Raw genomic sequence first — 22,406 nt, 5'->3', positions numbered from 1 at the left:
GGATGCGATGTCGACGGGAGGTTAGTTCTGCAGGCGGCTCGCTTCCATGCCCGCGCGTCTCGATCTGGATGGGGCGTTCGGACATGTCGGCGTCCCCGGCGAGCGCCGAAGGTTCGGCTTATTCCGGCGCGGGCGCGGACGAGCGATAGGCGCCCGGGCTGACGCCTGTCCATTTCTTGAAGGCGCGATGGAAGGCGCTGGTTTCCTGGAAGCCGGTGCGCGCGGCGACTTCGGCCACCGTCAGCGACGCGCTCGACAAGAGGTCGATGGCGATGTCCCGCCGCAGGTCGTCCTTCACGCGCTGGTAGCTCACGCCCTCCTGCTGCAAGCGGCGTTGCAGCGTGGTGCCGGAAACGCAGAGTTCCTGTGCGAGCTTTTCGAGTTCGGGCCACGCCTCGGGCATCTGGCTTCGCAACCTGTTGCGCACCTGGGCGCTGGTGCTGGCGTCGTTGCGGTACTTGACCAGCAGGTTGGCCGGCGCTTCCCTCAGGAAGTTGTCGACCGTTGCGGGCGACTCCGCAATCTTCAGGTCCAGCAGATCGCTGGCGAAACTGATGTGCGTGGTCTCGCCATTGAATTTCACGCTCTCGCAAAAGCGCGTTCGGTAGTGGCTGTCGTCGCCGGGCGGCGGGCATCGGAACTGCATCTCGCGCAGGGGAATGCGCCGGTGCACGAGCCAGCACGCCAGCCCATGGACGAGGATGAACCAGGTGCCGTAGCCGAACAACCGGCGCAGCACGCCGCCGTCATGCAGCACGACGCGCGCCTCGTCGCCGTCGCAGACCAGCTCGCCGCGGAAATCGTCCAATGTGGCGTGGAGGAACCTCAGGATGCGGCGCAGCGCATGCGCCAGGTTGTCGGCGTTGACGGCGGCGCGCGTCATCAGCGCATAGCTGCCGCGGCGAAGCCCGTGGCTGTCGAGGCCGAAGAACTCGTCGTCCATCAGGTCGGCCAGCGCCACCCACATCTGCGAATACGCCGCCGCCGAGATGCGCGCACGCGGCGCGTTCAACAGCTCACGATCAATCTTGGCGCTTTCGAGGACGCTGCTGATGTCCATGTTCCTCAGCGCCGCGGCGTGGATCGCCTCGTGCACCAGTTCAATGGACACGGTTCCCTTCAAGCCAGCAGACTTCATACGCACTCGCTCAAGAATCAGTGGTGGGGCGAGCTCTTTATAAGCGCGTTTCGCGCTGAGCAGGATGCGACCTCAGGGGACCCGCAGCGTCTGCATCAATGAGATGCCGCCGACCTCTGTCGTGGGCTGTCGCGGAAGTTGTGCGACTAGCTGATCTGGGAATCGGAAGCGCCAGGTGCCGTCGACGAAAGCCTCGACAGGACGGCGCTGCGGCAGACATCCAGAATTTCATCGGCCAGTGGCGAGTCGTCAGGACACGCCCGCGACAGCACGATGGCACCGACTGCCTGCGCAATGAGGTCGATCCGCCTGGCGCGTGCGTCGCCGCCCTGATCGTCCTCCTCTGGCGCGTCGAACTGGTTTCCCAGGGTCACCAGCAGGTTTTCAATGCCGGTCGCAAACGCCGTCTTGATCGACTCCGGTTGGCGCGCAGCATCTGCGCACAGGGCGGCCATCGTGCAACCGTCACCCGGTGCATCTCGGTGTTCACGGGACAGATAGTGATGGACAAATGCCATCGCATCGACGCCTTCGGCCTTGGCGGCCGTCTGCGCAAAACCACAAGTCGCGGCTTGCGCCATCAGGTCGGCTTTGGATTCGAAGTGCTTATAGAACCCGCCGTGGGTAAAGCCTGCGAACGCCATCAAGTCCGCAATCCCCACCCCGTCGTAACCACGCTCGCGAAACAGCGTGGAGGCCGTCTCGACGATGTGCGCCCGGTTCGCCTGTGCCTGCGCCTTGGTGACCTTCATGTCCAGGACCTCTCTAGATGTGCCATCGGTGAAGCCATGAATATACATTGATGTCGATCATCATCAAAGTCCTTGACATCAAAGATGATGATCGACATCATTAAGCCAACTTACCTTGGAAGGCTCCCGAAAATGAGCGATACCCACCTGACCGCACCCACCCGCTTCGTCGAAGTGGATGGCGACAAATTCGCCTATCGCCGCTGGGGCAACACCTCCAGCGGACAGCCCCCTCTGTTCTTCGTCCAACATTTCCGCGGCGGCATGGACCACTGGGATCCCCTGTTGACCGATGGTCTGGCCGCAGGCCGCGAGGTCATCCTTTACAACGGTCGCGGCATTGCCTCCTCGACCGGCACGCCCCGCAACCGGATCGAAGACATGGCGGACGACATCGCCCTGGTGATCCGGGCGCTGGGTCTGTCCCAGGTCGATCTACTTGGTTTCTCGATCGGGGGCTTCCAGGTGCAGGAGGTCGTGCTGCGTCACCCGCAACTGGTTCGAAAGCTCGTCCTGCTCGGCACCGGACTGCGCGGCGGCGATCCGAAGATGGAGCCCAGGGTGCTGGAGGTCGCGCCGAACCCCGTGCCGACCGCGGATGACTTTCTCTACCTGTTCTTCGGCCGCTCGGAAGCTGCCAAGCAGGCGGGTCTGGCCTTCTGGGAGCGCCGCCACCAGCGCGCCGACCAGGACCCGCCCAGCTCGATGGCCGTCGCTCAAGCCCAAGCCGAGGCGCACGCCGCCTACCTGCAGCCGTTGCCGGGTGCGAACCCCTATGCCTTCCTGAACGCCGTCACGCAGCCGACCCTGGTGCTCAACGGCGTCGACGACATCATGATTCCCACGATCAACTCCTGGCATCTGTCGCAGAACATTCCCAACGCGCAGCTGTTGATCTATCCCGACGCCGGACACGGCGCGCAGTTCCAGTATCCCGAGCGCTTCCTGCAACACGCGATCCAGTTCCTCGAGGAGTGATGCCGTAGCGCATCCCGTCCCCGCCCGATCAACGACGACACAGCAAACAAGCATGACTGACAAGACGCTCTTCGAGCCCTACACACTTGGCTCACTCCAACTGTCCAACCGCATCGTAATGGCGCCGCTGACGCGCAATCGGGCAGGCGCTGGTCTGGTGCCCAGCGAGTACGCCGCCACCTACTACGGTCAGCGCGCCTCGGCGGGCCTGATCATCACCGAGGCCACCCAGATCTCGGCCGATGCCCAGGGCTACCAGGACACCCCGGGCCTGTACACGCCGCAGCAGATCGACGGCTGGCGCAAGGTGACCGACGCCGTTCACGCCAAGGGCGGGCGGATCTTCGTGCAGTTGTGGCACGTGGGCCGTATCTCCCACGTCGACCTGCGCCCTGGTGGCACCGCGCCGGTGGCCCCCTCCCCCATCCGCGCCGCGACCAAGACCTTCGTCAACAACGGTTTTCATGACGTCTCCGAGCCACGTGCCCTGACCCTGGATGAGATTCCAGGCATCGTCGAGGATTTCCGCCAGGCTGCGGCCCATGCGATCACTGCGGGGTTCGACGGCGTCGAGGTCCACGGTGCCAACGGCTACCTGCTGGAGCAGTTCATCAAGGACGGTGCCAACACCCGGACGGACGCGTACGGCGGCTCCATCGAGAACCGCGCGCGCCTGTTGCTCGAAGTCACGGCCGCCGTGGCGAAGGAAATCGGTGCCGAACGCACCGGTGTGCGCCTCTCGCCGGTGTCGTCGGCCGGCGCCATTTCGTCCAGCGATCCGCAGTCGCAGTACGACTACATCGCCGAGCAACTCAATGCGATGGGCATCGTCTACCTGCATGTGGTCGAAGGCGCCACCGGGGGGCCGCGCGATGCCGCACCGTTCGATTTCGACGCCTTGCGCACTGGCTTCAAGAACACCTACCTGGCCAACAACGGGTATGACCTCGAACTGGCCAACGCCCGCCTGATCGAGGACAAGGCCGACCTGTTCGTCTTCGGCCGCCCCTTCATCAGCAACCCCGATCTGGTCGAAAGGCTGGAGATCGGCGCACCCCTCGCCGCGCTGGACCCCACCACGCTGTATGGCGGTGGCGCCAAAGGCTACATCGACTATCCGACCCTCGCTGATTCCAGCGTCCGGTAGTCGTTTTTCCACGCTGCATATCGCGGCATGGACTCACCCTTTCGATCACCAGCAAAACACATGACCTCTCATTCCACTGTTCTCATCACGGGCGCCTCGACCGGCATTGGCGCCATCTATGCCGACCGCTTCGCACGCCGCGGCCACGACCTCGTGCTGGTGGCGCGCGACAAGGCGCGGCTGGAAGAGCTTGCGGCGCGCTTGCGTGAGGAAACCGGCGCTGCCGTCGATATCCTTTCGGCCGACCTGACCCAACCCGGCGATCTGGCCGCAATCGAGGCGCGCCTGCGCGAGGACGCCAGGATCGAAACCCTGATCAACAACGCCGGGGCCGCGCTGTCCGGCCAATTCATCGATCAACCGACAGACGACATCGCTCGCCTGGTCAGCCTCAACACCACCGCGCTGGTCAGGCTGGCCAGTGCCATCGCCCCGCGCCTGGTGCAGGCCGGCAAAGGTGCGATCGTCAACATCGGCTCGGTGGTCGGCCTGGCGCCCGAGTTCGGCATGTCGGTCTACGGCGCGACCAAGGCCTTCGTTCTGTTCCTGTCCCAGGGGCTGAACCTGGAGCTCGCGCCCCAGGGTATCTACGTGCAGGCGGTGTTGCCGGCCGGAACCCGTACCGAGATCTGGGAGCGCGCGGGCATCGATAGCCGTGCGATGCCTGACCTGATGGGAGTAGAAGAGCTGGTGGATGCCGCGCTGGCCGGATTCGACCGCCGTGAACTCGTGACCATCCCGCCGTTGCACGATGCCGCGCGCTGGGAAACGCTGAACACGGCACGTCAGGCCCTGGTCGCGGACATCCGGCAGGCGCATGTGGCAGAGCGCTATCGAAACGCCGCCTGATACGGAAAGAAGCGCCAGAACGGAAGGAACATCACATGACATTCAAGGCACTGCTCGCCAGCAAGACCGGCGACACCATATCAAGCACCCTGGTCGGCTTCAAGGAAGAGGACCTGATGCCGGGCGACGTCACCGTCGCGGTCGAGTACTCGACGGTGAACTACAAGGACGCGATGGCGCTCAGTGGCCGGTCACCGGTCATTCGCCAGTTTCCGCTGATTCCGGGCATCGACTTTGCCGGCGTCGTCGAGGCATCGACTTATCCCGGCATCGCAGCCGGCGACCGTGTGCTGGCCAACGGCTGGGGACTGAGCCAGACGCACCACGGCGGCTTTGCGCAGAAGGCGCGGGTGAGTGGTGATTGGCTGGTCAAGGTTCCCGAGGTGTTTTCGACCCGGGATGCCATGGCCATCGGCACCGCCGGGTACACCGCCATGCTGTCGGTGCTCGCGCTCGAGCATGGTGGCCTGACGCCCGAGCACGGCGACATCCTGGTGACGGGCGCCAATGGCGGCGCCGGCTCCGTGGCGATCGCGCTGCTGTCGAGCCTGGGCTATCGCGTGATCGCGTCGACCGGGCGTCTCGAGGAATCCGAATACCTGCGTGCGCTGGGCGCGGCGGACATCATCGACCGTCACACCCTGTCCGAAGCGGGCGCACCGATCGCCAAGGAGCGATGGGCCGGGGCCATCGATTCGGTCGGCAGCCATACCTTGGCAAACGTCCTGGCGCAGACCCGCTATCGCGGCGTGGTCGCGGCCTTCGGGCTCGCACAGGGCGCGGACCTGCCGGCATCTGTCCTGCCCTTCATCCTGCGCAACATCACCCTCGCCGGTATCGACTCGGTCAATGCGCCGCAGCCTGCGCGGCTGCAGGCGTGGTCGCGTCTGGCCAGCGACCTGGACCTGGACAAGCTGGCACGGACCACCAAGGTGATCGGATTGGCAGAGGTTCCTGACGTTGCCAGCCAGGTACTCGCAGGGAAGGTCCAGGGGCGCACCATCGTGGATGTAAACGCCTGACCGGATCGCGCATGCCCTACATCGATGCTCCCAACCTCTCGATCGATGTCGACGGGACTGCATTCGCGTACCGCGACCTGGGGCCGCGCGATGGCGTGCCTCTGGTCCTGCTCAACCACTGGGGCGCGGTCCTCGACAATTTCGACCCGCGGATCGTCGATGGACTTGCCCGCAGGCATCGCATCATCGCCCTCGACTACCGAGGGATCGGCGCTTCAGGCGGAACAGCGCCTGTGACCATCGATGCGATGGCGCGGGATGCGATCGCGCTGGTCCACGCACTGGGCTTCGAGAAGATTGATCTGCTTGGCTTCTCCCTCGGAGGATTCGTGGCGCAGGACATCGTGCTGAAAGCCCCCGGCCTGGTGCGCCGACTCATCCTGACCGGCACAGGGCCGGCAGGAGGCACAGGCATCGAACGGGTCGGAGCGGTCTCCTGGCCGCTGATAGTCAAAGGCCTGCTGACGCTGCGGGATCCGAAGACCTTTCTGTTCTTCACCTCCACGGGCAACGGTCGTCGAGCCGCGAAAGCCTTCCTGGAGCGACTGAAGGAGCGCAAGGCGGATCGGGACAAGGGGCCGACGCCCCTACCTTCCTGCGACAGCTGAAGGCCATCAAGGCCTGGGGCCGGCAGGTGCCCCAGGATCTGGGCGGCATCCGCATCCCTGTGCTGATTGCGAATGGCGACAACGACATCATGGTGCCCACTGTGAACAGCCATGACATGGCGCGTCGCATCCCAGGCTCGCAACTGGTCATCTACAAAGACGCTGGGCATGGCGGGATTTTCCAGTACCACGGCGAATTCGTGCCCAAGGCGATGGCCTTTCTCAATGACTGAACGACGGCATCTTTTGCAACCGGCTTCAGGCCGACTTTCCCGACCGCCCCCTGTGGGGCGGGGCTGCCCGAAGCGCATTCAACGAAACACTCTGGAAAAAAGTCGCCCATGAAAGCGTTCATCATCGATCGTTACGGAAAGAATGAGGTTGGCCGCATCGGCGAAACGCCCGAACCCGAGGTGCGGGACGATGACGTCCTGATCCAGATCCACGCGGCGAGCATCAATGCCCTGGACTCGAAGATCAAGAACGGCGAATTCAAATTGATTCTTCCCTACCACTTTCCCCTGATCCTGGGCAACGACCTGGCCGGTACGGTTGAGTGGGTCGGCGCTCGCGTTCGCAGCTTCAAACCTGGCGACGAGGTCTATGCGCGCCCCGACGACGATCGCATCGGCACCTTCGCCGAGTTCATCGCCGTCAAGGAATCGTCGCTGGCGCTGAAGCCCAACAATCTCAGCATGGTCGAGGCCGCATCCGTTCCTCTGGTGGCCCTGACCGCCTGGCAGGTGCTGGTCGAAACCGCCAAGCTGAAAAAAGGACAGAAGGTTCTGATCCATGCCGGCTCCGGCGGCGTCGGCACCATTGCCATCCAGCTTGCCAAGCATCTCGGGGCATTCGTGGCCACGACCACTAGCACGGCCAACGTCGCCTGGGTGAAGGCCTTGGGCGCGGACGTCGTCATCGATTACAAGCAGCAGGATTTCGCCACGGTGCTCCGCGACTACGACGTGGTGTTGAACAGCCTCGGCAACGGCGAGCTGAACAAATCCCTCCAGGTTCTCAAGCCGGGCGGGCATCTCATCTCCATCTCGGGGCCGCCCACCCCGGCGTTCGCCATCGCGCGAGGACTGGCCTGGCCGCTCAGGCAAGTGCTGCGCCTGTTGAGTTTCGGCATCAGGAACAAGGCAAAGAAGAACGGGGGCCACTACACCTTCGTCTTCATGCGGGCCGATGGGGCGCAGTTGCGAGAGATCACCGCCCTCATCGAGTCAGGCGCCATCCGCCCGGTCGTCGACAAAGTGTTCCCATTTCAGGACACACACAAAGCACTGGCCTACGTCGACAGTGGGCGCGCCAAGGGCAAGGTCGTGGTGCAAGTGGTGTAGCTGCCGCCTGCCTGCGCTAGCGTCTTTGATCAGGCCCTTGCCCCGCCGACTCAGGCCATCGCACGGCCGACGCGCAAGCCTCCGGTGGCCTTGGCGCTCTGTACCCGCTCTGCATGACCAGGAGATCGACCTTGAGTTCATACACAACCGCCCGCATCGGCAAGCGCGCACTGGTGACCGGCGCATCTAGCGGCATCGGTGCGGCCATCGACGCGTGGACCCACATTTTCGCTGACGCTTGAACCGCCTGTATTCCAACGCGCACGCCTGTGGTTCTGCGCATCGGTGCGCAGAAGCGGGTCAGCGTTCGATGGAAAAGTGGGGCTAAGACGTTCCTTGGCTCTGGAAAGCGTACGCGAAATCTGCTTCACGGCATGCGAACCCGTATGCTGCCAGGAGATGAGCTCTGGGAATTTGACTACAGAGAAGAGGCCAAGGTGAGGCCTCGGGCTTTTACGGTTGGGCGCTCTTGCGGGACGGTCGTGTCGTGGGGTACTCGGCCGACGAGTGACTGCTCGGGACGTTTTTGCGACCGCTGTGCGCCCGGATACGTCGGCCATAACCTGTCATTTGGGGTGAGAATGGCCACCGCGTATTTGGCACTAAGGTTCACTGGCGTCCCGCAGCTGGTTTGGCGGCTCTTCTTCCCAATGGGGGCGATCCTGACCGCCACGCGGCCGCACGGACGCAGCTTCAAGTGAATATTCCATGGCAACACCACGCCGCAGGACTCCAACAAGCTGATCGAGCAGTGGGTGCAGTTCGCCGCCGCGGGCTTTCGTGCGCCGGCGCTTCGGTGATTCAGTGCATGTAGCCCGACACGCCGTCCCATAGCAGCTTGATGGCCGTGATCACGAGCAGGCCATAGCAGACCCGGTACATCTGCCGCTGGTCGAGCCGGGCGTGCAGGCGCCAGCCCAGCCAGACGCCCGAGGGAATGGCGAGAAGGCAGATGGCCATCAGCGTCCACACGCTGCCCGCGGGCCGGGCCAGGGCCAGCCACGGTACGGCCTTGAGGATGTTGCCGACCGTGAAGAACATGCTCGTGGTTCCGGCATAGACCTGCTTGCTAAGGCCGAGCGGCAGCAGGTACATGGCCAGCGGCGGTCCGCCCGAGTGCGCCACCATCGTGGTGATGCCCGAGGTCAAGCCTGCGGCGATCGCCTTGGGCGACGAGCGCGGCCGCATCACCACCTCGCCACCGCGCACGAACCACACCCCGACGAAGACCAGCGTGATCGCCGCCATCACGATGGCGATCGCACGGTGGTCGAGCACGCGGAACAGCACATAGCCCGCGCCGATGCCGACCACGAGCCCGGGCACCAGCAGCAGCAGGTCGGGCCTGGACCACGTGGAGGGCTTCCAGTAGCGCAGGCTGAACAGGTCCATCGCGATGAACAGCGGCGCGAGCAGGCCGCCGGCCGTCACTGGGTCCATCACCAGCGACAGCAGCGGAATGCCGATGATCGCGAAGCCGCCGCCGAAGGCACCCTTCATGAAGCAGATCAGGAACACACCGGCGAAGGTGACGAGGATGGTGGTGAGCGTCAGTTCCATGCGGCGGAAACGGGTGGATCGGTGGAAGGCCCGGATCGTAGTTCCCCGATGCAAGACAATCAAATTATTGTCATGAATACAATGGCGCATGCCCCAGGCTCGCTACAAGCAATTGGTTGACCGGCTCTCGGAGGACATCCGCCAGGGCCGCCTGAAACCCGGAACGGCGCTGCCCACGCATCGCCGGCTGGCCACGCGCGAGGGCATCTCGCTGGCCACGGCCACGCGCACCTACGCGGAGCTGCAGGCCATGGGGCTGGTCTCCGGCGAGGTCGGCCGCGGCACCTTCGTGCGCGAGCCCATCCCCTTCGGCGACGGCGTGGAGATGCACGTGGCCAGCGGCGACCTGCTGGACCTGAGCTTCAACTATCCGGCGCTGCCGATGCAGACGGACCTGCTGCGCACTGCGCTCCGGCAACTGGCCTCGGCGGGCGAGCTCGAGTCCGTGCTGCGCTACCAGCCGCATGGCGGCCGTCCGCACGAGAAAGCCATCGTGGCGGCGCACCTGAAGAGCCGGGGCCTGTCGGTCGCCGCCGACGAGGTGCTGATCACCAGCGGCGCGATCCATGGGCTCGCTTGTGCCGCCATGTCCCTGCTGCGGCCCGGCGATGCGGTGGCGGTGGACGCCCTGAGCTACCCGGGCATCCAGGTGGTGGCCGAGCTGTGCGGGCTGGAACTGGTGGCGCTGCCCGCGTCCGGCCCGGGGCTCGATCCGGACGCGCTCGACGCGCTATGCCGCCGGCGAAAGGTCCGCGCCGTCTACTGCATGCCCACGCTGCACAACCCGCTCGGCTGGGTGATGCCGCTGGCGCAGCGCGTGGCCTTGATCGCGGTGGCGCGCCGCCGCGGCCTGCTGCTGCTGGAGGATGGCACCTACGCCTTCCTCGAGAAGAAGGCGCCCGCGCCGCTGGCGGCGCTCGCGCCCGACATCACCGTGTATGTCTCCAGCCTCTCGAAGAGCGTGGCGGCTGGTCTGCGCTTCGGCTTTGCATGCGCGCCCGCCGCCTTGGTTCCCCGCATCCACCGCGCCATCCGCGCCACGGTCTGGAACACGCCGACCCTGGTGACCTCCCTGTGCTGCGGTTGGTTGCAGGACGGCACGGTCGCGCGGCTCGAGCAGGAGAAGCGACGCGATGCCGTCGCGCGCCAGCGCATCGTGTCCACGGTGCTGGCGCAGTTCGAGATGGTTCGCCACCCGGCTTCGTATTTCGTCTGGCTGCCCTTGCCCGCCGGAGTGCGGTCGGACGCAGTCGCCATGCGGCTGAAAGAGGACCACGTGCTGGTCTCCACCGCCGCGCCGTATGCCGTGGGCTCTCAGCCGCCGCACGCCATCCGGCTGGCGCTGGGTTCGGTGTCGCATGCCGACCTGAAGCGGGCCCTGGAAAAAGTCGGCGGCGTCGTGGCGAGTCTCGACTGCTGAGTCCGATCCCTGCCTCGAACGAAGCGCCCGCGGCTTCGAGCGTCGTGCGGAGGCGCTAGATTCGCTCGTGCGCGGAGCCCGCAGCGACGACGGGTTGCGGCCGCAACCGGACGTGGCTCAGATGGCTCTTGCGCATCTTCTCGAGCGCATGCGGTTCTTCGGGCCAGCGGCACCAGTTCGGCCGCGGCGCGTCGAGGGCCGCGAGCCGCGAGCCGTGCCATGAGCGAAGTGGCGCAAGATAGCAATCCGCGGCGGTGGCAACGTAGGACTTGCGCCACCGGGCGCGATGATAGACAAGTTGGATATCGGGTCTGGCTCACCTTGCGGCGATCCACCATACCGCGCGAACTGGATGGAATCGGATATGAGTTGCGGAACAGGACTCGTCTCCAAACTCCCGGAGTTCTCTTACCCTTACAAGACCATGGCCGAGCCTGTTCGCGCCATGTAGCCCTGCTCCCAAACGAAGAGCGAGGCCTTAACAGGCTGTTGAATTTCTCCGGGGGGTTGAGGTGACGCAACGATGTGGGGTGATACCGATGCGCGGATCAGATGGGATGCAGGAAGGCCTGTTCACGCTGGCCAAACTTGGTGACTTCGTGCCGCCAGACCATCCGCTGCGAGCCATCCACGGGCTGGTCAATGAGGCTCTGGTCGGCTTGAACGGTCTGTTCAACACGATCTACGCCGAGACTGGGCGAGCATCGATTGCCCCCGAGAAGCTGCTACGGGCAATGCTGATCCAGGTGTTCTTCTCCGTGCGCAGCGAACGGCAACTGATGGAGCAGGTTCGCTACAACCTGCTATTTCGTTGGTTCATCGGGCTGGCCATCGATGACGAGGTCTGGGACCACTCAGTCTTTTCCAAGAACCGTGATCGCCTGTTTGAGCACGCTGTCGTCGAGAGCTTCTTCGCCGAGGTGATGCGACTGGCTGACAAGCGCAAGCTGCTGAGCAAGGAGCACTTCTCGGTGGACGGCACGCTCATCCAGGCTTGGACCAGTCACAAGAGCTTCTTGCCCAAGGACGGCGACGGGCCCGGGGCAGGTGGCGGCCCCGCAGGTCGCAACCAAGAGCGCGATTGGAAGGGCCGACCACGCAGCAACGATACGCACCAGAGCAAGACAGATCCGGATGCCAGACTGTTCCGCAAGGGCGCCAGCACTGCAGCGATCCTGGCGTATCAAGGCCATGTGCTGATGGAAAACTCAACGGTCTGGTTGTTGGCGCGGTGGTCACGTACGCCGACGGCCATGGCGAGCGCTCAGCAGCATTGGCGATGCTCGACACCGTCCCCGGAGCACACCGTAAGACGATCGCAGCCGACAAGGGCTACGACACGCGAGACTTCATCGCCGACTGTCACAAGCGCAGCGTGACGCCGCACGTGGCCAGCCACACGACGCGTTGGGGTGGCAGCGCCGTCGATGGACGAACGATTCGTCACGCCGGCTACGCTGCCAGCCAGGTCGTGCGCAAGCGCATCGAAGAGCACTTCGGCTGGGCGAAGACGGTCGGGCGGATACGACAGACGATGTACCGCGGACTCCAGCGTGTCGACCAGCCGTTCAAGCTCACCATGACGGCCAGCAATATCGTGCGGATGGCTCGAATGCTGTGCATTGGGCCTCAAAGGGCTGTGCAATGAGCCCACGAACGGCCCCTGCCCGACGTGTGGCGCACGTGCGCAAAGCCTCATCGGTCGAAACCGACAGCCAAGCCCTGGCCAATTCGACTTCAACCGCCTGATCAAGCTAACCAATCGACGTTCGCAACGTCGAGTTTCAACAGCCTGCTAGAGCCCCCTGGGCCAGGGCATGTTGTCGGGCCACGCGCTCGGTACCGTCGCGGTCACGCTTGCTGTGCTGCTGGCGATGAGTGCCTTCTTCCGTTTCACGCGTCTCGGCCTGGCGATGCGGGCCGCGGCCCTGAATCTGCTGTCGCGCACGCTGTCCGGGGCAGCGTGAGCCGGGTGCTGATGATCGGCTGGGGTGTCGCAGGCGTGATCGGGGCGGTCGCGGGCCTGCTGGCCGCACCGGTGGTTTTCCTCGGCCCGCACATGATGGCCGGCATCATGATCTACGGCTTCGCCGCCGCGGTCGTGGGCGGTGTCGACAGCCCGCCCGGCGCCATCCTGGGAGGCCTCGTGCTGGGGATCGGCGAGAACCTGCTGGGTGCCTACGTGACCGGCAATGAGCGCAAACTCACGATCGCGCTGGTACTGATGTTTGCCATCCTTGTCGTGCGCCCCCAAGGCCTGCTCGGCGGAAAGGCGGTTCAGCGTGTTTGAGCCCACCCACATCTCTTCCACACCGAGCGTGCGCCCACTGCGCCTACCTGTTGTGCCGGCAAGGCCATGGCTGGCCGTGCGTGGCTTGCAACTGTTGATCGGCTCCAGCGGCCAAATCTCGCTGGGCCACGGCGCCTTCTTTGCCGTCGGCGCGTACACCGCGGGCGTCTTGCGCGCCCATCAGAGATTGCCTTCTATGTCACCGTGACCGCGGCCATGGCAGTCTGCGGAGTGTTCAGCTTCCTCTTCGGTCTGCCAGCGTCCTGGTTGGCGGGCCCCTATCTCGCTTTGGCCACCTTCACACTCGCTGTCGCGCTGCCGCAGCTTCTGAAGCATCCGCCGCTGGAGCCCTGGACTGGCGGCGTCGGTGGGCTGAGCCTGGACCCTCCGGCTGCACCTTATTTGGCATCGAGTTCCTGCAACCCGATGCGTGGAACCTGCTTCTGACGGCTGTCTGGACCGCACTGATTTACGGCGTGCTGCGCCGACTGCTCAATGAACCGGTGGGTCTTGCCTGGATCACCTTGCGCGACCATCCGACAGCCGCCTTGGCCGTCGGCGTCGACGTCGACGTCCGCAAGTGGCGAGCGACCGCGTTCGCCGTCAGTGCTGCCACCGTCGGTGCGGCCGGCGCACTCAACACGGGCCTGACTCACTCCGTCTCCCCGGACAGCTTCCCGATCTTCCTCTCGCTGAGCCTGCTGGTCGGCGTGGCGCTTGCTGGCCCGAGCTCGAGGGTGGGTACCTTCGTGGCCGCGGTCTTTCTTTCCTTCGTGCCTGACGTCGCCGAGAAGCTGTCGCAAGAGCTCACCGGCGTTCTCTAAGGCGCCGTGATGCTCGGGGCCATGCTTGTGCTGCCGCTGCTTTCCAGGTGGCGCGGACGCATGGCTGTGTCCGATTGCGCTGCGGCACCAGCCCTGATCCCATCGATATGAAGCATGCTGAATCGCAACAGACCGCTTGAGGGCCAAGTGGCCGTAGTGACGGGCGCAACGCGAGGCGTCGGCAAGGGCGTCGCGCTGGCGCTCGGTCAAGCGGGTGCGTCGGTCTATGCGACCAGGCGCTCGCTCGAGGCCGCGCGTCAAACTGGCCGGGGTCCCTTCAGAAAACCGCCCACGAAATCGCCCGGCGTGGCGGCCGATGCATCCCGATCGTTTGCGACCATGGCGACAACGCCAGCGTGAAGCGCGTGTTCGAGCGTGTGCACGATGAACGGAACGCAGCGATCGACATCCTGGTGAACAACGTGTTTGCGGCCCCCGTCCCACATGCCGGTCAACGTGCCCTTCTGGGAGTTCGAAGACGGCCTTTGGGAAGACCTGCTGCGCGCAGGGCTGCGCTCGCACTACATCGCCAGCCGTTGCGCGGCGCCGAAGATGGTTGCCCGCCGCAAGGGACTGATCGTTAATACCTCCTCAGGCGGGACTCTGCGCTACGCCTTCAACGTGCCCTTCGGAGTGCAGAAGGCCGGCGTCGACAAGATGGCCAAGGACATGGCTCACGACCTCAAGCCCTTCAACGTGGCCGCGGTCGTGATGTGGCCAGGTTTTATCAAGAGCGAGAAGTTCCTCGCTCAGCCGGACCAGGTCCCACCACCACTCGCCAAGCGGATCATGGAAATCGGAGAATCGTCCGAGTTCGCGGGGCGGGCTGTGGTTGGCTTGGCGGCGGATCCAGCGCTCATGGAAAAGAGCGGTCGACTGCATCTGGTTGCGGATCTGGCGCAAGAGTACGGGTTCACGGACATCGATGGCAGGATGCCCGCGGCGCCTTAGCGGGTCTGACTACCGAGGGAGGCATGATGGGCGGCTCGGGTTGGGGCAAGCCACAGAAAGCCTTCGAGAGCCAGTCTGGCCAGATTTTCGGGGCGGGCTTGGCTGTCTGTTGGCTGAGCACAGGACCGCGCGAGGCTGAGGTGGAGGGCGACTGAGATCGGCACGAGGCTCGCTCGTCCGAAAGGCTAAGCGGGTGGGTTCGTCGGATCGACGATCTAGGCGGTCATCGGGGAACGTGAGCGCTGAGCAGTCAAGCCACGCCGGCATCCCGACTTTGGTGTGATGCTATGGCTCGCCTCATGCGGCTTTCAGCTCGCGACTGCCTGGAACCTGCGGGCCGCATTCCAGCCGTGCTACGGCCCTCTCACCATCCGCGCCAGAGATTCCGACCGCTGGCAACTTAGTGGGCGGATGGATCGTGAGGAGAAGCTATGGTCTGCGGGCCCGTCCTTTGGCAGGATCATGTCTAGAACAACCACGGAGAAAACACCTTGCGTCTCATCCTGGCCATCCTTCTTCCCTTCGTCGCCTTCTTCACGATCGGCCGCCCGATCGCAGGCATCATCTGTTTGATCCTGCAGATCACGCTCATCGGCTGGCTTCCCGCCGCGATCTGGGCCGTGTATGCGCTCAGCCAGTACAAGACGGATCGCAAGATTGAGAAGGCGCTGCGCGCTCGCAGGAGCACCTAAGCGTCGCACGTGAGAGGACAAGCGGGTCGATCGTTAGAAGGGCGTTCTCTGCGACGCCAGGTCCCTCGATCATCAGATCCCAAGCCCGAGCAGGATTTCCAGGCGAACCGAAAACGCCACATCCCTCTCCGCCTATTGAGCGCAGCTCAACGCCGCGTGCTCACTAACACTCCAAACCGCGGCCGTTCGGCATGCCGAACTGCTAGGGCATTGAAACACCCACGGCCTTGCGGGATTTTGGATTTTTAGGGTGATGCTCGGCAGTCAGCCGACGTCAAGACGGGCGGACAAATGCGGCGCTGTACAGAGCTGTGATGTGGCGGTTTCATTGGCAGCATGCCGAGCCCTGCCGCCTGCATCCAACAGGCTGAACTGGCCCCGTCCAGGGCGACTGCGTTTAGTTTCATTCGCAGTCGGCCTTCATCCAGGCGAGCGCCGTGGCTCACCTCCCCGCACATCCGCCAGTTAAATTAACGATCTCCTGCCTTGGCGCGTCTCGACAGTGTCGAGCCGCCTCTTCTCCTTAGAAGTTTTGGCGCAAGGTGGCAAGTGAGCTTGAATCATTCGCGCTGCGCCAGCACCACAGACAGGTACGAGACCGGTTGGTGCTGGAACGCCTCGATCCCGTGCTGCACGTTGGCATCGAACAAGAGCGAGTCTCCAGCCCTTACCGAAACCGCCTTGCTGCCATAGCGATATATGACCTCGCCAGAGAGGAAGTACAGAAATTTTACACCGTCGTGCTGGGAAGTCACGAAGGGCTCAGCACTAGGCAAAAGTGTGACCAGATACGGTTCCACTAAGATGTGGCCCGAAAGTAGGTGACCCAGCAGTTCATGGCGATAGTCCAACGCCGCGCCGCTTCGGTCGACCACTAGCCCACACCCAGCGGGCACATGGCAAAAATCAGCCCGAATCTCTCTCTCTGCGAAAAGACGAGACACCGGCACGCGTAGGCTTTCGGCAAGACGATCCAAGGTGTCTACTGATGGGGACACCAAGCCTCGCTCGATGCGCGAGATCATCGAGGCAGAAATTCCTGAGGCCTGCGCCAACGCTCCGCCGGATACGTCAGTCGCCACGCGAAGCGCTCTTACTTGCGCTCCTATGCGCGTTGCTGACAGGCTGCGTGCTTCATGTGCTGGTCGGCATCCTTGCGCCGGCAAAGCAGTGTCGGGAACTTGTACTGGCTCCGCAGTTGGCAAAGGTGACGCTCGAGTCGGGCTCACAGCAACTCTTCTATGCAGTGTATATACCGTCGATTCTAGTACTTCAAAGAAGGAAGGTCACCGGGTATGCCAATACCCGTCAAGAGATCGAACGTGCGGGCGCTCGCGCACAGAGAGCCCATTTCAATTGCACTGGGGAAGCGGCTCAAAGAACTTCGAATAGAGGCTGATAGATCCCAAGCCGAGCTCGCTTTCGACTGTGAACTCGATCGCACTTACATATCTCTAATGGAGCGAGGATTAGCCAATCCATCGCTGTGGACTCTTGGCACGGTGGCATTTGCGTTGAAAACGACAGTTTCGGATCTGCTTTTTGGCAACACGCACGTCGTTCAGCCATCCATGGGTGAGGACGGCAGAAAGCGTCGAGTTAATCAGGCGTCGCACGAGCCCAAACCTGCCACTGGCAATAGGCGTTCGCAGCTGCGTTGACGATTTTTACACCGGACAGGTTGTTGAGTTGGGCTGCGATCAAGGACGTGGACTGGCTTATGCCGCAAGTCCAAGGCTCACCCGGTATTCGGTGGGGCTGAGTGTCCGCGCCGAAGTAGAACTGAGCCACCGCGCGGCTTGAATCGTGAGCCAGGGGTGGAAGCCGACGCAGCAAGGGTCGGCTGTGGACAAGTGTATGTCTTGCCTTGTTCTGTGACCTCCTTTCGCTTCTTGTGATTGAACCCCGAGGTCATGCCGAAGGTGTTGCGGTACGCCCAGGCCCGCAGGTCGGCGACCGCGTACACCACGCGGGCGCCGAACTTGCGAAAGCGCGGGCCGCCGCCGAGCACGCGCTGCTTCTCGAGCGTACGCGGCGACAACCGCAGGAAGGTCGCGGCTTCTTCGGTGGTCAGGAATTCAGGATTTGCGGTCGCCGCCGCATCCAGCCGATCGTGCGCTGGCGAGTGCGGAGAAACGACGGTTGTCGTGCGGGAGGAGAGAGAATTGCCCAGTGCATGAAACAGCGACTAAGCTGCTAACCTGTGAAACCGATCTAAAGATGGTCTATACACCGCATGAACGCTGACTTTCGCCAATTGGGGAAAACGTTTGTACCCCTTTTGTACCCCCTCCCGGCCATCCGTCTTTCTATGTTGCTTTCAAGCATCATTATTGGGGCCGCCTCGACTGACCACGCCAGCTCGACATGATCCGTGGCGGATCCATGGGAAGACGATCAGAGGACATGACCTCGCAACAATGGGCACGGGGGCCAGACTGGGCTCAGGATCAGTAGCCGTCGGCGTGCCCTCGTGGCACCAACGCGAACAAGGCGCCGACTTTTTGGATGTGGGTCTGGGTCGCCACGCCAGACAAAAGATGACTCCGGCCTGTCGCCGGTGTGGCGAAGTTCCCGGACAAGGATGACCCCATCAAATTGCTTGCCCTTAGCCTTGTGAATGTTCATGACCTGCAATCCAGGATGCGCCTCGATTCCGTCCAGGATTTGCTCCTGGGCCAAGGCGTTATCAAGAGCGAATCTAGCGCGCGTGTAGGCGCCATCGCGGAGCCACTCGGCGGCGAGCCCCGCCGAGATGCGATGACCGCGTTGAAACGCCACAAGAAAATCCAGTTGGGAGGCAGCACGTACCAACTCTGCCTGTTCGGTCTGACGCAGGACATGCTTTACGAACAACCAATCGGCGGCCGGATCACCGGACAGCCCCTCCTCCCGAACATGCGTGACCACGAACCGCAGCGCTTTGGCGATATTGATCGTGAGCACCTTCCCTGCTCTGATCTTGATCGACTGCTCCAGTAGCTTGTCTACCGCCACCTTGCCGGCGCCAGTGGCGCGCCTTGCTGCAGCGAGCAATTCCATGCTCGTGGCGACGTCCATTTCGATGCCATCCGCTTGCTTGGGCTCCAGCAGGAACGCTGCAAAGCGAGCAGTCAGCAGCGCTTCCGCTTCATCAAACAGAAGTTTGTGCCGCACGACCTTGCCAACATTGGCGCCCAAGGCGTTCAACGCGTTGGATATCTTCAGGGCACCGACCTTTCCCATTGTGAGTATGGCAACAGACTTCGCGGATCCCTTGCCATCAGCTCGCATGTCACGGTGCAATTCCGATAACGCACGCCGTAGCAAGTGGTTCCAGTTTGGCGCGTTCTTTCCTACTCCATACGAAATTGTTGCCACACCTTTGTACGGACCACCCCTCGGCTTCGTGGTCAGGACGTCGTTGGCAAAGGCAAGAATCTCGGTGTCCGGGCTCCGATGATTGTCATTTCCCAGATCCACATCGAGCGGATCAAGGGTCGCTCGGATCGCCTTGGTTCGTTCGGGACCCACGCCAGGAAGGAAGTCGAATATCTGCTGCTCAAGATCGGCCAGACAAATGATCTGAGCATGTGGTGCGAGAAGTTCCACGCAACGCCAAGCGCTGTCACCCGTGTCTTGGGCCTCGTCAACGATGATCAAGGGGTGACTCAAGGCGATGTTGAGCTTCACATGAGAACTCTGCGCAAGCAGTTCTGCGGCATGGGAGGCAAAGAGATCGAAGGCCGTGCGCCCCTCCTCCATGAATAGCCGATAGCGCTCGGTGTGCCACTCCTCCCAACCTTCGTCTTCTTCGCCGATGCCGCCGGACAGAGCCTTCTCGTCCTGCGGAAGCAGAATGGATAACCTGCGCGGCGCGCCGAGTAAATAGGCGTGTGACTTCAGGATCTCCCAGAAGAACGAATGAAAAGTCTGAACCGACAGCAGCGCAATTTCCCCCCTCGGAATCACAAGCTTCGCGGCGTCCAGGACACGAGTAACCGCCGCACGCGAGAAGCTCAGAAACAAGACCGTCTGGCCCGGCACAACACCAGCGCGTATGCGTGCCAACGCCTTCCTCAGAGCAAGCGTCGTCTTCCCGCTACCAGGACCACCGATGACAAGTGCATGGCCCTTGCAGGCCAGAACGCTTTCGCGCGGATCGGGTATGGGCTGTCCCGTCAAGCGGGCGCCCCCTGCTCCTCAACGTCGGGAACTTGTGGCATCGCGGCATAGACCTCGTAGAGGAAATTCATGACAGAGACTGGCAGCTCCGCAAACTCGCACTCCTCAAACAAGCGAGCTGCCCACCCTGCCCCCTTGCTACTCTTCAACGTGTTCCGGGCCAGAACACGAACACCGGGGTCATCAGGGCGAGCCGCCGGCAGCCCGACGCTTGCTGCCTCGCCGCTATCTCGCAACGACGACAGAAAAGCCCAGAGACGCTCCACCGGCATCTCCGCAGCGATGAGGTCCTCGAAGCCTTTGTGCACGTGCTCCGTATTGATGTCGAAGTTTGCGGCCAGGCTGTCCTTCTGTGCTTGCTGGCGATTCGCGACAACGTCATAAAACGCGAAGGTCTTGAGCCCCATTGTCTTAAAGAACTTTCCGAATTTCGGCACGTTGGACTCGCCATAGGCATAGAAGAAAGTCGCACCGAGAATATCCAGTGGCTGAAATCCAAACAAGCCCATTGACTCCTCAATACGCCTAGCCGCCACTGGCAGTGCGTGGAATTCTGTCAATCCCTCAAGGACGATAGCTGCCTTTCCAAGCATACATTCGCAGAGCCCCCATCTTGCATACTGCTTGAACTCCTTGTCGGTCAGCCCTGCTGCTTCGGACACTTTTCGCGCACTCACGACACCGGCATCGCGCGAAAGCAGAAGCGTATGAGATGGCTCGAATCGCTCGATCACGAAGGGCGAGTGAGATGTCACAAACGCTTGGGTCGTCTTGGTAAGCAGGTAGTGCGCGATCCGGCGTTGGGTATGCGGGGGGACCGCAATCTCTGGCTCCTCCATCGCGAAGATGACTGTGTCGGGCTTCAGTTCAGCGATGAACGAGAGCAAAGCCAGAACCAATGTGTTGAGCGTCCCCGTTCCGGCGTGTGCGAATGGGACATGGCTCTGATCCGGCGACAGCGCAAGAAAGAACGCCATCGTCTTGCGCAAATGGTCGCGTGTCAGTTCCGAAACATGTATCTTGGTGGCGTGACCTGGCGCCTCCATCGCGATGTACTGCGACAGTCGCTGCTCGACACTTCTGAGAACGGGGGTAATCTCGGCTGCATCAGCTTCAAGATCAAGGTCTCGCAAACGCTGGATGGTTTTCTCCCAGAGCGTCGTGCGAATTCCCTTTGTTCGGAGAATGATGTCGAGGAGGCTCCCACGCTCCAAGCTCAAGGCACGCGAACCCGTTCGAAGGGCGCGCAAATACAAGAAACCAAAGAGCCTTTTGATGGGCCTTGGAACCGGCTTGAGTTTGCCATTCTCCTCGTCAGGACTCCTAGAAAAGTACGTCTTCGCAACGAACTCATCCTCCTCGGGATCGTACTCGCCAATCGTTTCCAGCCGCAGGCATCGAACAGAGGTGGGTGGGTTGGCGAGCGCGGCCTCCCCGTCCCCGAGCAGGCGCTTCTCTGCTATGTGCCAGAACTCCAGATGCCCACCACATTTGATCAGCACCTCCTCGCTCGGCTCAACGAGGACCACCTCAATACGAATCTTGGTCAGCACTGGCGGCTCGCCTTCCGCCAGCGCTGCGCTCATGTAGTGAGCGTTGTAGAAATCAAACTCGTCGATCGGGGGAAACCGATTGAGTCGATCGGCCCCGAGAACGAGGTCCAGAGCTTCGCAGATCGTGCTTTTTCCCACATTGTTCGACGCAACGAACAACGTATGCCCGTCGAACAGCAGTTGGGCTGACTTGATCCCACGGAAATTCTCTATCGCCAGTCGGACGACCTTCATTCAGTATTCTCCGGCCGAAATTCGTGTTGTCGATGAAAGGCAAGATAGCTAGCGTGCTCTCGCTTCAGTCCATTCAGGCGCCAATCGCCCGACAGTCCCAACTGCAGTCGTGCTACCCCCGAGAGTGATGCCGAAGTCAGCAGCGCTCCATCGTCGTCGAAGGAAATCCAGCCCCCGTCGAACAGGGCATCCAGGTGCGGAGCTAGGAGCAGGCCATTGAAGACATCCAGCCGCTCGTCATCGGTCGCGCACTTGCCCCACGGCTTTATGTGGGAAGCACGCAGCAGACTGGGCAATGCCAAGCCGGAAACGCAGCATCGCCCCTGCCAATAATCGAGCAGAGCATCCCTGAACAGGCCCTGCCCCACACGTTGAACAACCAAGCGCTCTGCCTCGGTCGACTGCGGGAGCCTGGCCTTCTCTCGCCGAAACTTGTCGGCCACTCGGTTCGGCATCGTTCTGGCGACGGCCGATGCGCGTTGCAGGATGGCATAAAGCTCGCCATACGCATGAACCTCGACAGCATCACCGACCACATGGTCCAGCAACGCCTTCGATGATGTCGACACCCTGACGCTGGCAGCCACACTGGTCGAAGCCGAGACCCAAATGGTCTCTGGAAATGCCGCCGACCGCAGCTCAAGCACGCCATCATCGGTCAGGCGAGGGGTCATTTCGAAGCCGCAGTCTGCCCCGGCCTTCTCCAGCCGCAGGCGGTCCAGAGGGGTCATGCAGCGTCTCCATTTAGACTTTGGCTTCCTGCACGCACGGCGCCTGCGGCAAGCAGTCGGCGGGTCGTCAGGAACTCCGCGCTGGACATGCTCCACCGAGCACACGTCTGCGCCAAGGCTACGACGCCACCGCGCTTTCGCCGGCAGTGT

The 22,406-nt window shown here is 62.8% G+C and carries 20 protein-coding genes and 3 pseudogenes; 15 read left to right on the top strand and 8 right to left on the bottom strand.

The annotated features are described in order from the left end of the window. Positions 1 to 118: 118 nt before the first annotated feature. On the bottom strand, positions 119 to 1,138 hold the full coding sequence (locus tag AC07RV_RS18535) for an AraC family transcriptional regulator (protein ID WP_444813956.1): 1,020 nt from the start codon (positions 1,136 to 1,138) through the stop codon (positions 119 to 121). Positions 1,139 to 1,284: 146 nt separating this feature from the next. Continuing rightward, entirely contained in the window at positions 1,285 to 1,890 is a 606-nt protein-coding gene (locus AC07RV_RS18530) for a TetR/AcrR family transcriptional regulator (protein WP_431513373.1), read from the bottom strand. A 132-nt stretch (positions 1,891 to 2,022) separates the two neighbouring features. On the opposite strand from AC07RV_RS18530, the gene AC07RV_RS18525 reads away from it, so the two are divergent. The 6 genes and pseudogenes from AC07RV_RS18525 to AC07RV_RS18500 all read left to right on the top strand — a co-directional run bounded on the left by AC07RV_RS18525 (position 2,023) and on the right by AC07RV_RS18500 (position 7,837). Further along, a complete protein-coding gene (locus AC07RV_RS18525; RefSeq protein ID WP_444813997.1) occupies positions 2,023 to 2,868 on the top strand; it encodes an alpha/beta fold hydrolase in 846 nt (281 codons plus the stop codon). A gap of 52 nt (positions 2,869 to 2,920) precedes the next feature. After that, complete coding sequence (locus AC07RV_RS18520; RefSeq protein ID WP_444813955.1) at positions 2,921 to 4,015, top strand: alkene reductase; 1,095 nt, start codon at positions 2,921 to 2,923, stop codon at positions 4,013 to 4,015. Between the two features lie 60 nt (positions 4,016 to 4,075). Beyond that, positions 4,076 to 4,864, top strand: coding sequence for an SDR family NAD(P)-dependent oxidoreductase (locus tag AC07RV_RS18515; RefSeq protein WP_444610827.1), 789 nt, complete (start codon positions 4,076 to 4,078; stop codon positions 4,862 to 4,864). A 35-nt stretch (positions 4,865 to 4,899) separates the two neighbouring features. Next, the gene (gene acuI, locus AC07RV_RS18510; RefSeq protein ID WP_444813954.1) at positions 4,900 to 5,886 is read left to right on the top strand and encodes an acrylyl-CoA reductase (NADPH); all 987 of its coding nucleotides are present in this window, start codon (positions 4,900 to 4,902) and stop codon (positions 5,884 to 5,886) included. Between the two features lie 11 nt (positions 5,887 to 5,897). Further along, a pseudogene (locus AC07RV_RS18505) lies at positions 5,898 to 6,727 on the top strand (alpha/beta fold hydrolase). A gap of 108 nt (positions 6,728 to 6,835) precedes the next feature. Next, the gene (locus AC07RV_RS18500; RefSeq protein ID WP_444813953.1) at positions 6,836 to 7,837 is read left to right on the top strand and encodes an NADP-dependent oxidoreductase; all 1,002 of its coding nucleotides are present in this window, start codon (positions 6,836 to 6,838) and stop codon (positions 7,835 to 7,837) included. 801 nt (positions 7,838 to 8,638) lie between these two features. Here AC07RV_RS18500 and AC07RV_RS18495 read toward each other — a convergent pair. Further along, the gene (locus tag AC07RV_RS18495) at positions 8,639 to 9,397 is read right to left on the bottom strand and encodes a sulfite exporter TauE/SafE family protein (RefSeq protein WP_444813996.1); all 759 of its coding nucleotides are present in this window, start codon (positions 9,395 to 9,397) and stop codon (positions 8,639 to 8,641) included. Positions 9,398 to 9,485: 88 nt separating this feature from the next. On the opposite strand from AC07RV_RS18495, the gene AC07RV_RS18490 reads away from it, so the two are divergent. From AC07RV_RS18490 to AC07RV_RS18455, 8 genes and pseudogenes are all read left to right on the top strand, one after another. After that, complete coding sequence (locus AC07RV_RS18490) at positions 9,486 to 10,817, top strand: aminotransferase-like domain-containing protein (protein WP_492713940.1); 1,332 nt, start codon at positions 9,486 to 9,488, stop codon at positions 10,815 to 10,817. Between the two features lie 539 nt (positions 10,818 to 11,356). Then, positions 11,357 to 12,465: pseudogene (locus AC07RV_RS18485) on the top strand (IS5 family transposase). 169 nt (positions 12,466 to 12,634) lie between these two features. Next, on the top strand, positions 12,635 to 12,784 hold the full coding sequence (locus AC07RV_RS18480; RefSeq protein WP_492713938.1) for a hypothetical protein: 150 nt from the start codon (positions 12,635 to 12,637) through the stop codon (positions 12,782 to 12,784). Beyond that, the gene (locus AC07RV_RS18475; RefSeq protein WP_492713936.1) at positions 12,781 to 13,107 is read left to right on the top strand and encodes an ABC transporter permease subunit; all 327 of its coding nucleotides are present in this window, start codon (positions 12,781 to 12,783) and stop codon (positions 13,105 to 13,107) included. The genes AC07RV_RS18480 and AC07RV_RS18475 overlap by 4 nt, the downstream gene beginning before the upstream one ends. 476 nt (positions 13,108 to 13,583) lie before the next feature. Continuing rightward, positions 13,584 to 13,931: an ABC transporter permease subunit gene (locus tag AC07RV_RS18470; RefSeq protein WP_492713934.1), complete on the top strand. Its 348-nt coding sequence runs from the start codon at positions 13,584 to 13,586 to the stop codon at positions 13,929 to 13,931. Between the two features lie 114 nt (positions 13,932 to 14,045). Next, positions 14,046 to 14,291, top strand: a complete 246-nt coding sequence (locus AC07RV_RS18465) for an SDR family NAD(P)-dependent oxidoreductase (protein ID WP_492713932.1) — start codon at positions 14,046 to 14,048, stop codon at positions 14,289 to 14,291. An 84-nt stretch (positions 14,292 to 14,375) separates the two neighbouring features. Continuing rightward, entirely contained in the window at positions 14,376 to 14,882 is a 507-nt protein-coding gene (locus AC07RV_RS18460) for an SDR family NAD(P)-dependent oxidoreductase (RefSeq protein WP_492713930.1), read from the top strand. A gap of 491 nt (positions 14,883 to 15,373) precedes the next feature. Then, positions 15,374 to 15,574, top strand: a complete 201-nt coding sequence (locus tag AC07RV_RS18455; protein WP_492713928.1) for a YqaE/Pmp3 family membrane protein — start codon at positions 15,374 to 15,376, stop codon at positions 15,572 to 15,574. Positions 15,575 to 16,134: 560 nt separating this feature from the next. On the opposite strand, the gene AC07RV_RS18450 is transcribed toward AC07RV_RS18455, so the two are convergent. Next, the gene (locus AC07RV_RS18450; RefSeq protein WP_492713981.1) at positions 16,135 to 16,698 is read right to left on the bottom strand and encodes a helix-turn-helix domain-containing protein; all 564 of its coding nucleotides are present in this window, start codon (positions 16,696 to 16,698) and stop codon (positions 16,135 to 16,137) included. A 171-nt stretch (positions 16,699 to 16,869) separates the two neighbouring features. On the opposite strand from AC07RV_RS18450, the gene AC07RV_RS18445 reads away from it, so the two are divergent. Beyond that, positions 16,870 to 17,235: a helix-turn-helix transcriptional regulator gene (locus AC07RV_RS18445; RefSeq protein WP_492713926.1), complete on the top strand. Its 366-nt coding sequence runs from the start codon at positions 16,870 to 16,872 to the stop codon at positions 17,233 to 17,235. Positions 17,236 to 17,480: 245 nt separating this feature from the next. Here AC07RV_RS18445 and AC07RV_RS18440 read toward each other — a convergent pair. The 4 genes and pseudogenes from AC07RV_RS18440 to AC07RV_RS18425 form a co-directional block, all read right to left on the bottom strand. Next, positions 17,481 to 17,681, bottom strand: a pseudogene (locus tag AC07RV_RS18440) (helix-turn-helix transcriptional regulator); the annotation flags it as partial. Positions 17,682 to 17,971: 290 nt separating this feature from the next. Further along, positions 17,972 to 19,738 carry a UvrD-helicase domain-containing protein gene (locus AC07RV_RS18435; protein WP_492713924.1) on the bottom strand — a complete coding sequence of 589 codons (1,767 nt, stop codon included), beginning with the start codon at positions 19,736 to 19,738 and terminating at the stop codon, positions 17,972 to 17,974. Then, positions 19,735 to 21,525, bottom strand: coding sequence for an ATP-dependent nuclease (locus AC07RV_RS18430; RefSeq protein WP_492713922.1), 1,791 nt, complete (start codon positions 21,523 to 21,525; stop codon positions 19,735 to 19,737). The genes AC07RV_RS18435 and AC07RV_RS18430 overlap by 4 nt, the downstream gene beginning before the upstream one ends. Next, positions 21,522 to 22,256, bottom strand: coding sequence for an HNH endonuclease (locus AC07RV_RS18425; protein ID WP_492713920.1), 735 nt, complete (start codon positions 22,254 to 22,256; stop codon positions 21,522 to 21,524). The genes AC07RV_RS18430 and AC07RV_RS18425 overlap by 4 nt, the downstream gene beginning before the upstream one ends. Positions 22,257 to 22,406 lie beyond the last annotated feature (150 nt).

The organism is Variovorax sp. GW821-FHT09B01 (assembly GCF_059418345.1).
Note: the sequence above shows the minus strand (reverse complement) of the source record. Positions and strands in the feature narration are given on the sequence as shown.

Bases quoted from the DNA above. Each gene is read 5' to 3' on its own strand.
- AC07RV_RS18535 (WP_444813956.1), bottom strand. From the start codon at position 1,138: ATGAAGTCTGCTGGCTTGAAGGGAACCGTGTCCATTGAACTGGTGCAC.
- AC07RV_RS18530 (WP_431513373.1), bottom strand. From the start codon at position 1,890: ATGAAGGTCACCAAGGCGCAGGCACAGGCGAACCGGGCGCACATCGTC.
- AC07RV_RS18525 (WP_444813997.1), top strand. From the start codon at position 2,023: ATGAGCGATACCCACCTGACCGCACCCACCCGCTTCGTCGAAGTGGAT.
- AC07RV_RS18520 (WP_444813955.1), top strand. From the start codon at position 2,921: ATGACTGACAAGACGCTCTTCGAGCCCTACACACTTGGCTCACTCCAA.
- AC07RV_RS18515 (WP_444610827.1), top strand. From the start codon at position 4,076: ATGACCTCTCATTCCACTGTTCTCATCACGGGCGCCTCGACCGGCATT.
- acuI (WP_444813954.1), top strand. From the start codon at position 4,900: ATGACATTCAAGGCACTGCTCGCCAGCAAGACCGGCGACACCATATCA.
- AC07RV_RS18500 (WP_444813953.1), top strand. From the start codon at position 6,836: ATGAAAGCGTTCATCATCGATCGTTACGGAAAGAATGAGGTTGGCCGC.
- AC07RV_RS18495 (WP_444813996.1), bottom strand. From the start codon at position 9,397: ATGGAACTGACGCTCACCACCATCCTCGTCACCTTCGCCGGTGTGTTC.
- AC07RV_RS18490 (WP_492713940.1), top strand. From the start codon at position 9,486: ATGCCCCAGGCTCGCTACAAGCAATTGGTTGACCGGCTCTCGGAGGAC.
- AC07RV_RS18480 (WP_492713938.1), top strand. From the start codon at position 12,635: ATGTTGTCGGGCCACGCGCTCGGTACCGTCGCGGTCACGCTTGCTGTG.
- AC07RV_RS18465 (WP_492713932.1), top strand. From the start codon at position 14,046: ATGCTGAATCGCAACAGACCGCTTGAGGGCCAAGTGGCCGTAGTGACG.
- AC07RV_RS18460 (WP_492713930.1), top strand. From the start codon at position 14,376: ATGCCGGTCAACGTGCCCTTCTGGGAGTTCGAAGACGGCCTTTGGGAA.
- AC07RV_RS18445 (WP_492713926.1), top strand. From the start codon at position 16,870: ATGCCAATACCCGTCAAGAGATCGAACGTGCGGGCGCTCGCGCACAGA.
- AC07RV_RS18430 (WP_492713922.1), bottom strand. From the start codon at position 21,525: ATGAAGGTCGTCCGACTGGCGATAGAGAATTTCCGTGGGATCAAGTCA.
- AC07RV_RS18425 (WP_492713920.1), bottom strand. From the start codon at position 22,256: ATGACCCCTCTGGACCGCCTGCGGCTGGAGAAGGCCGGGGCAGACTGC.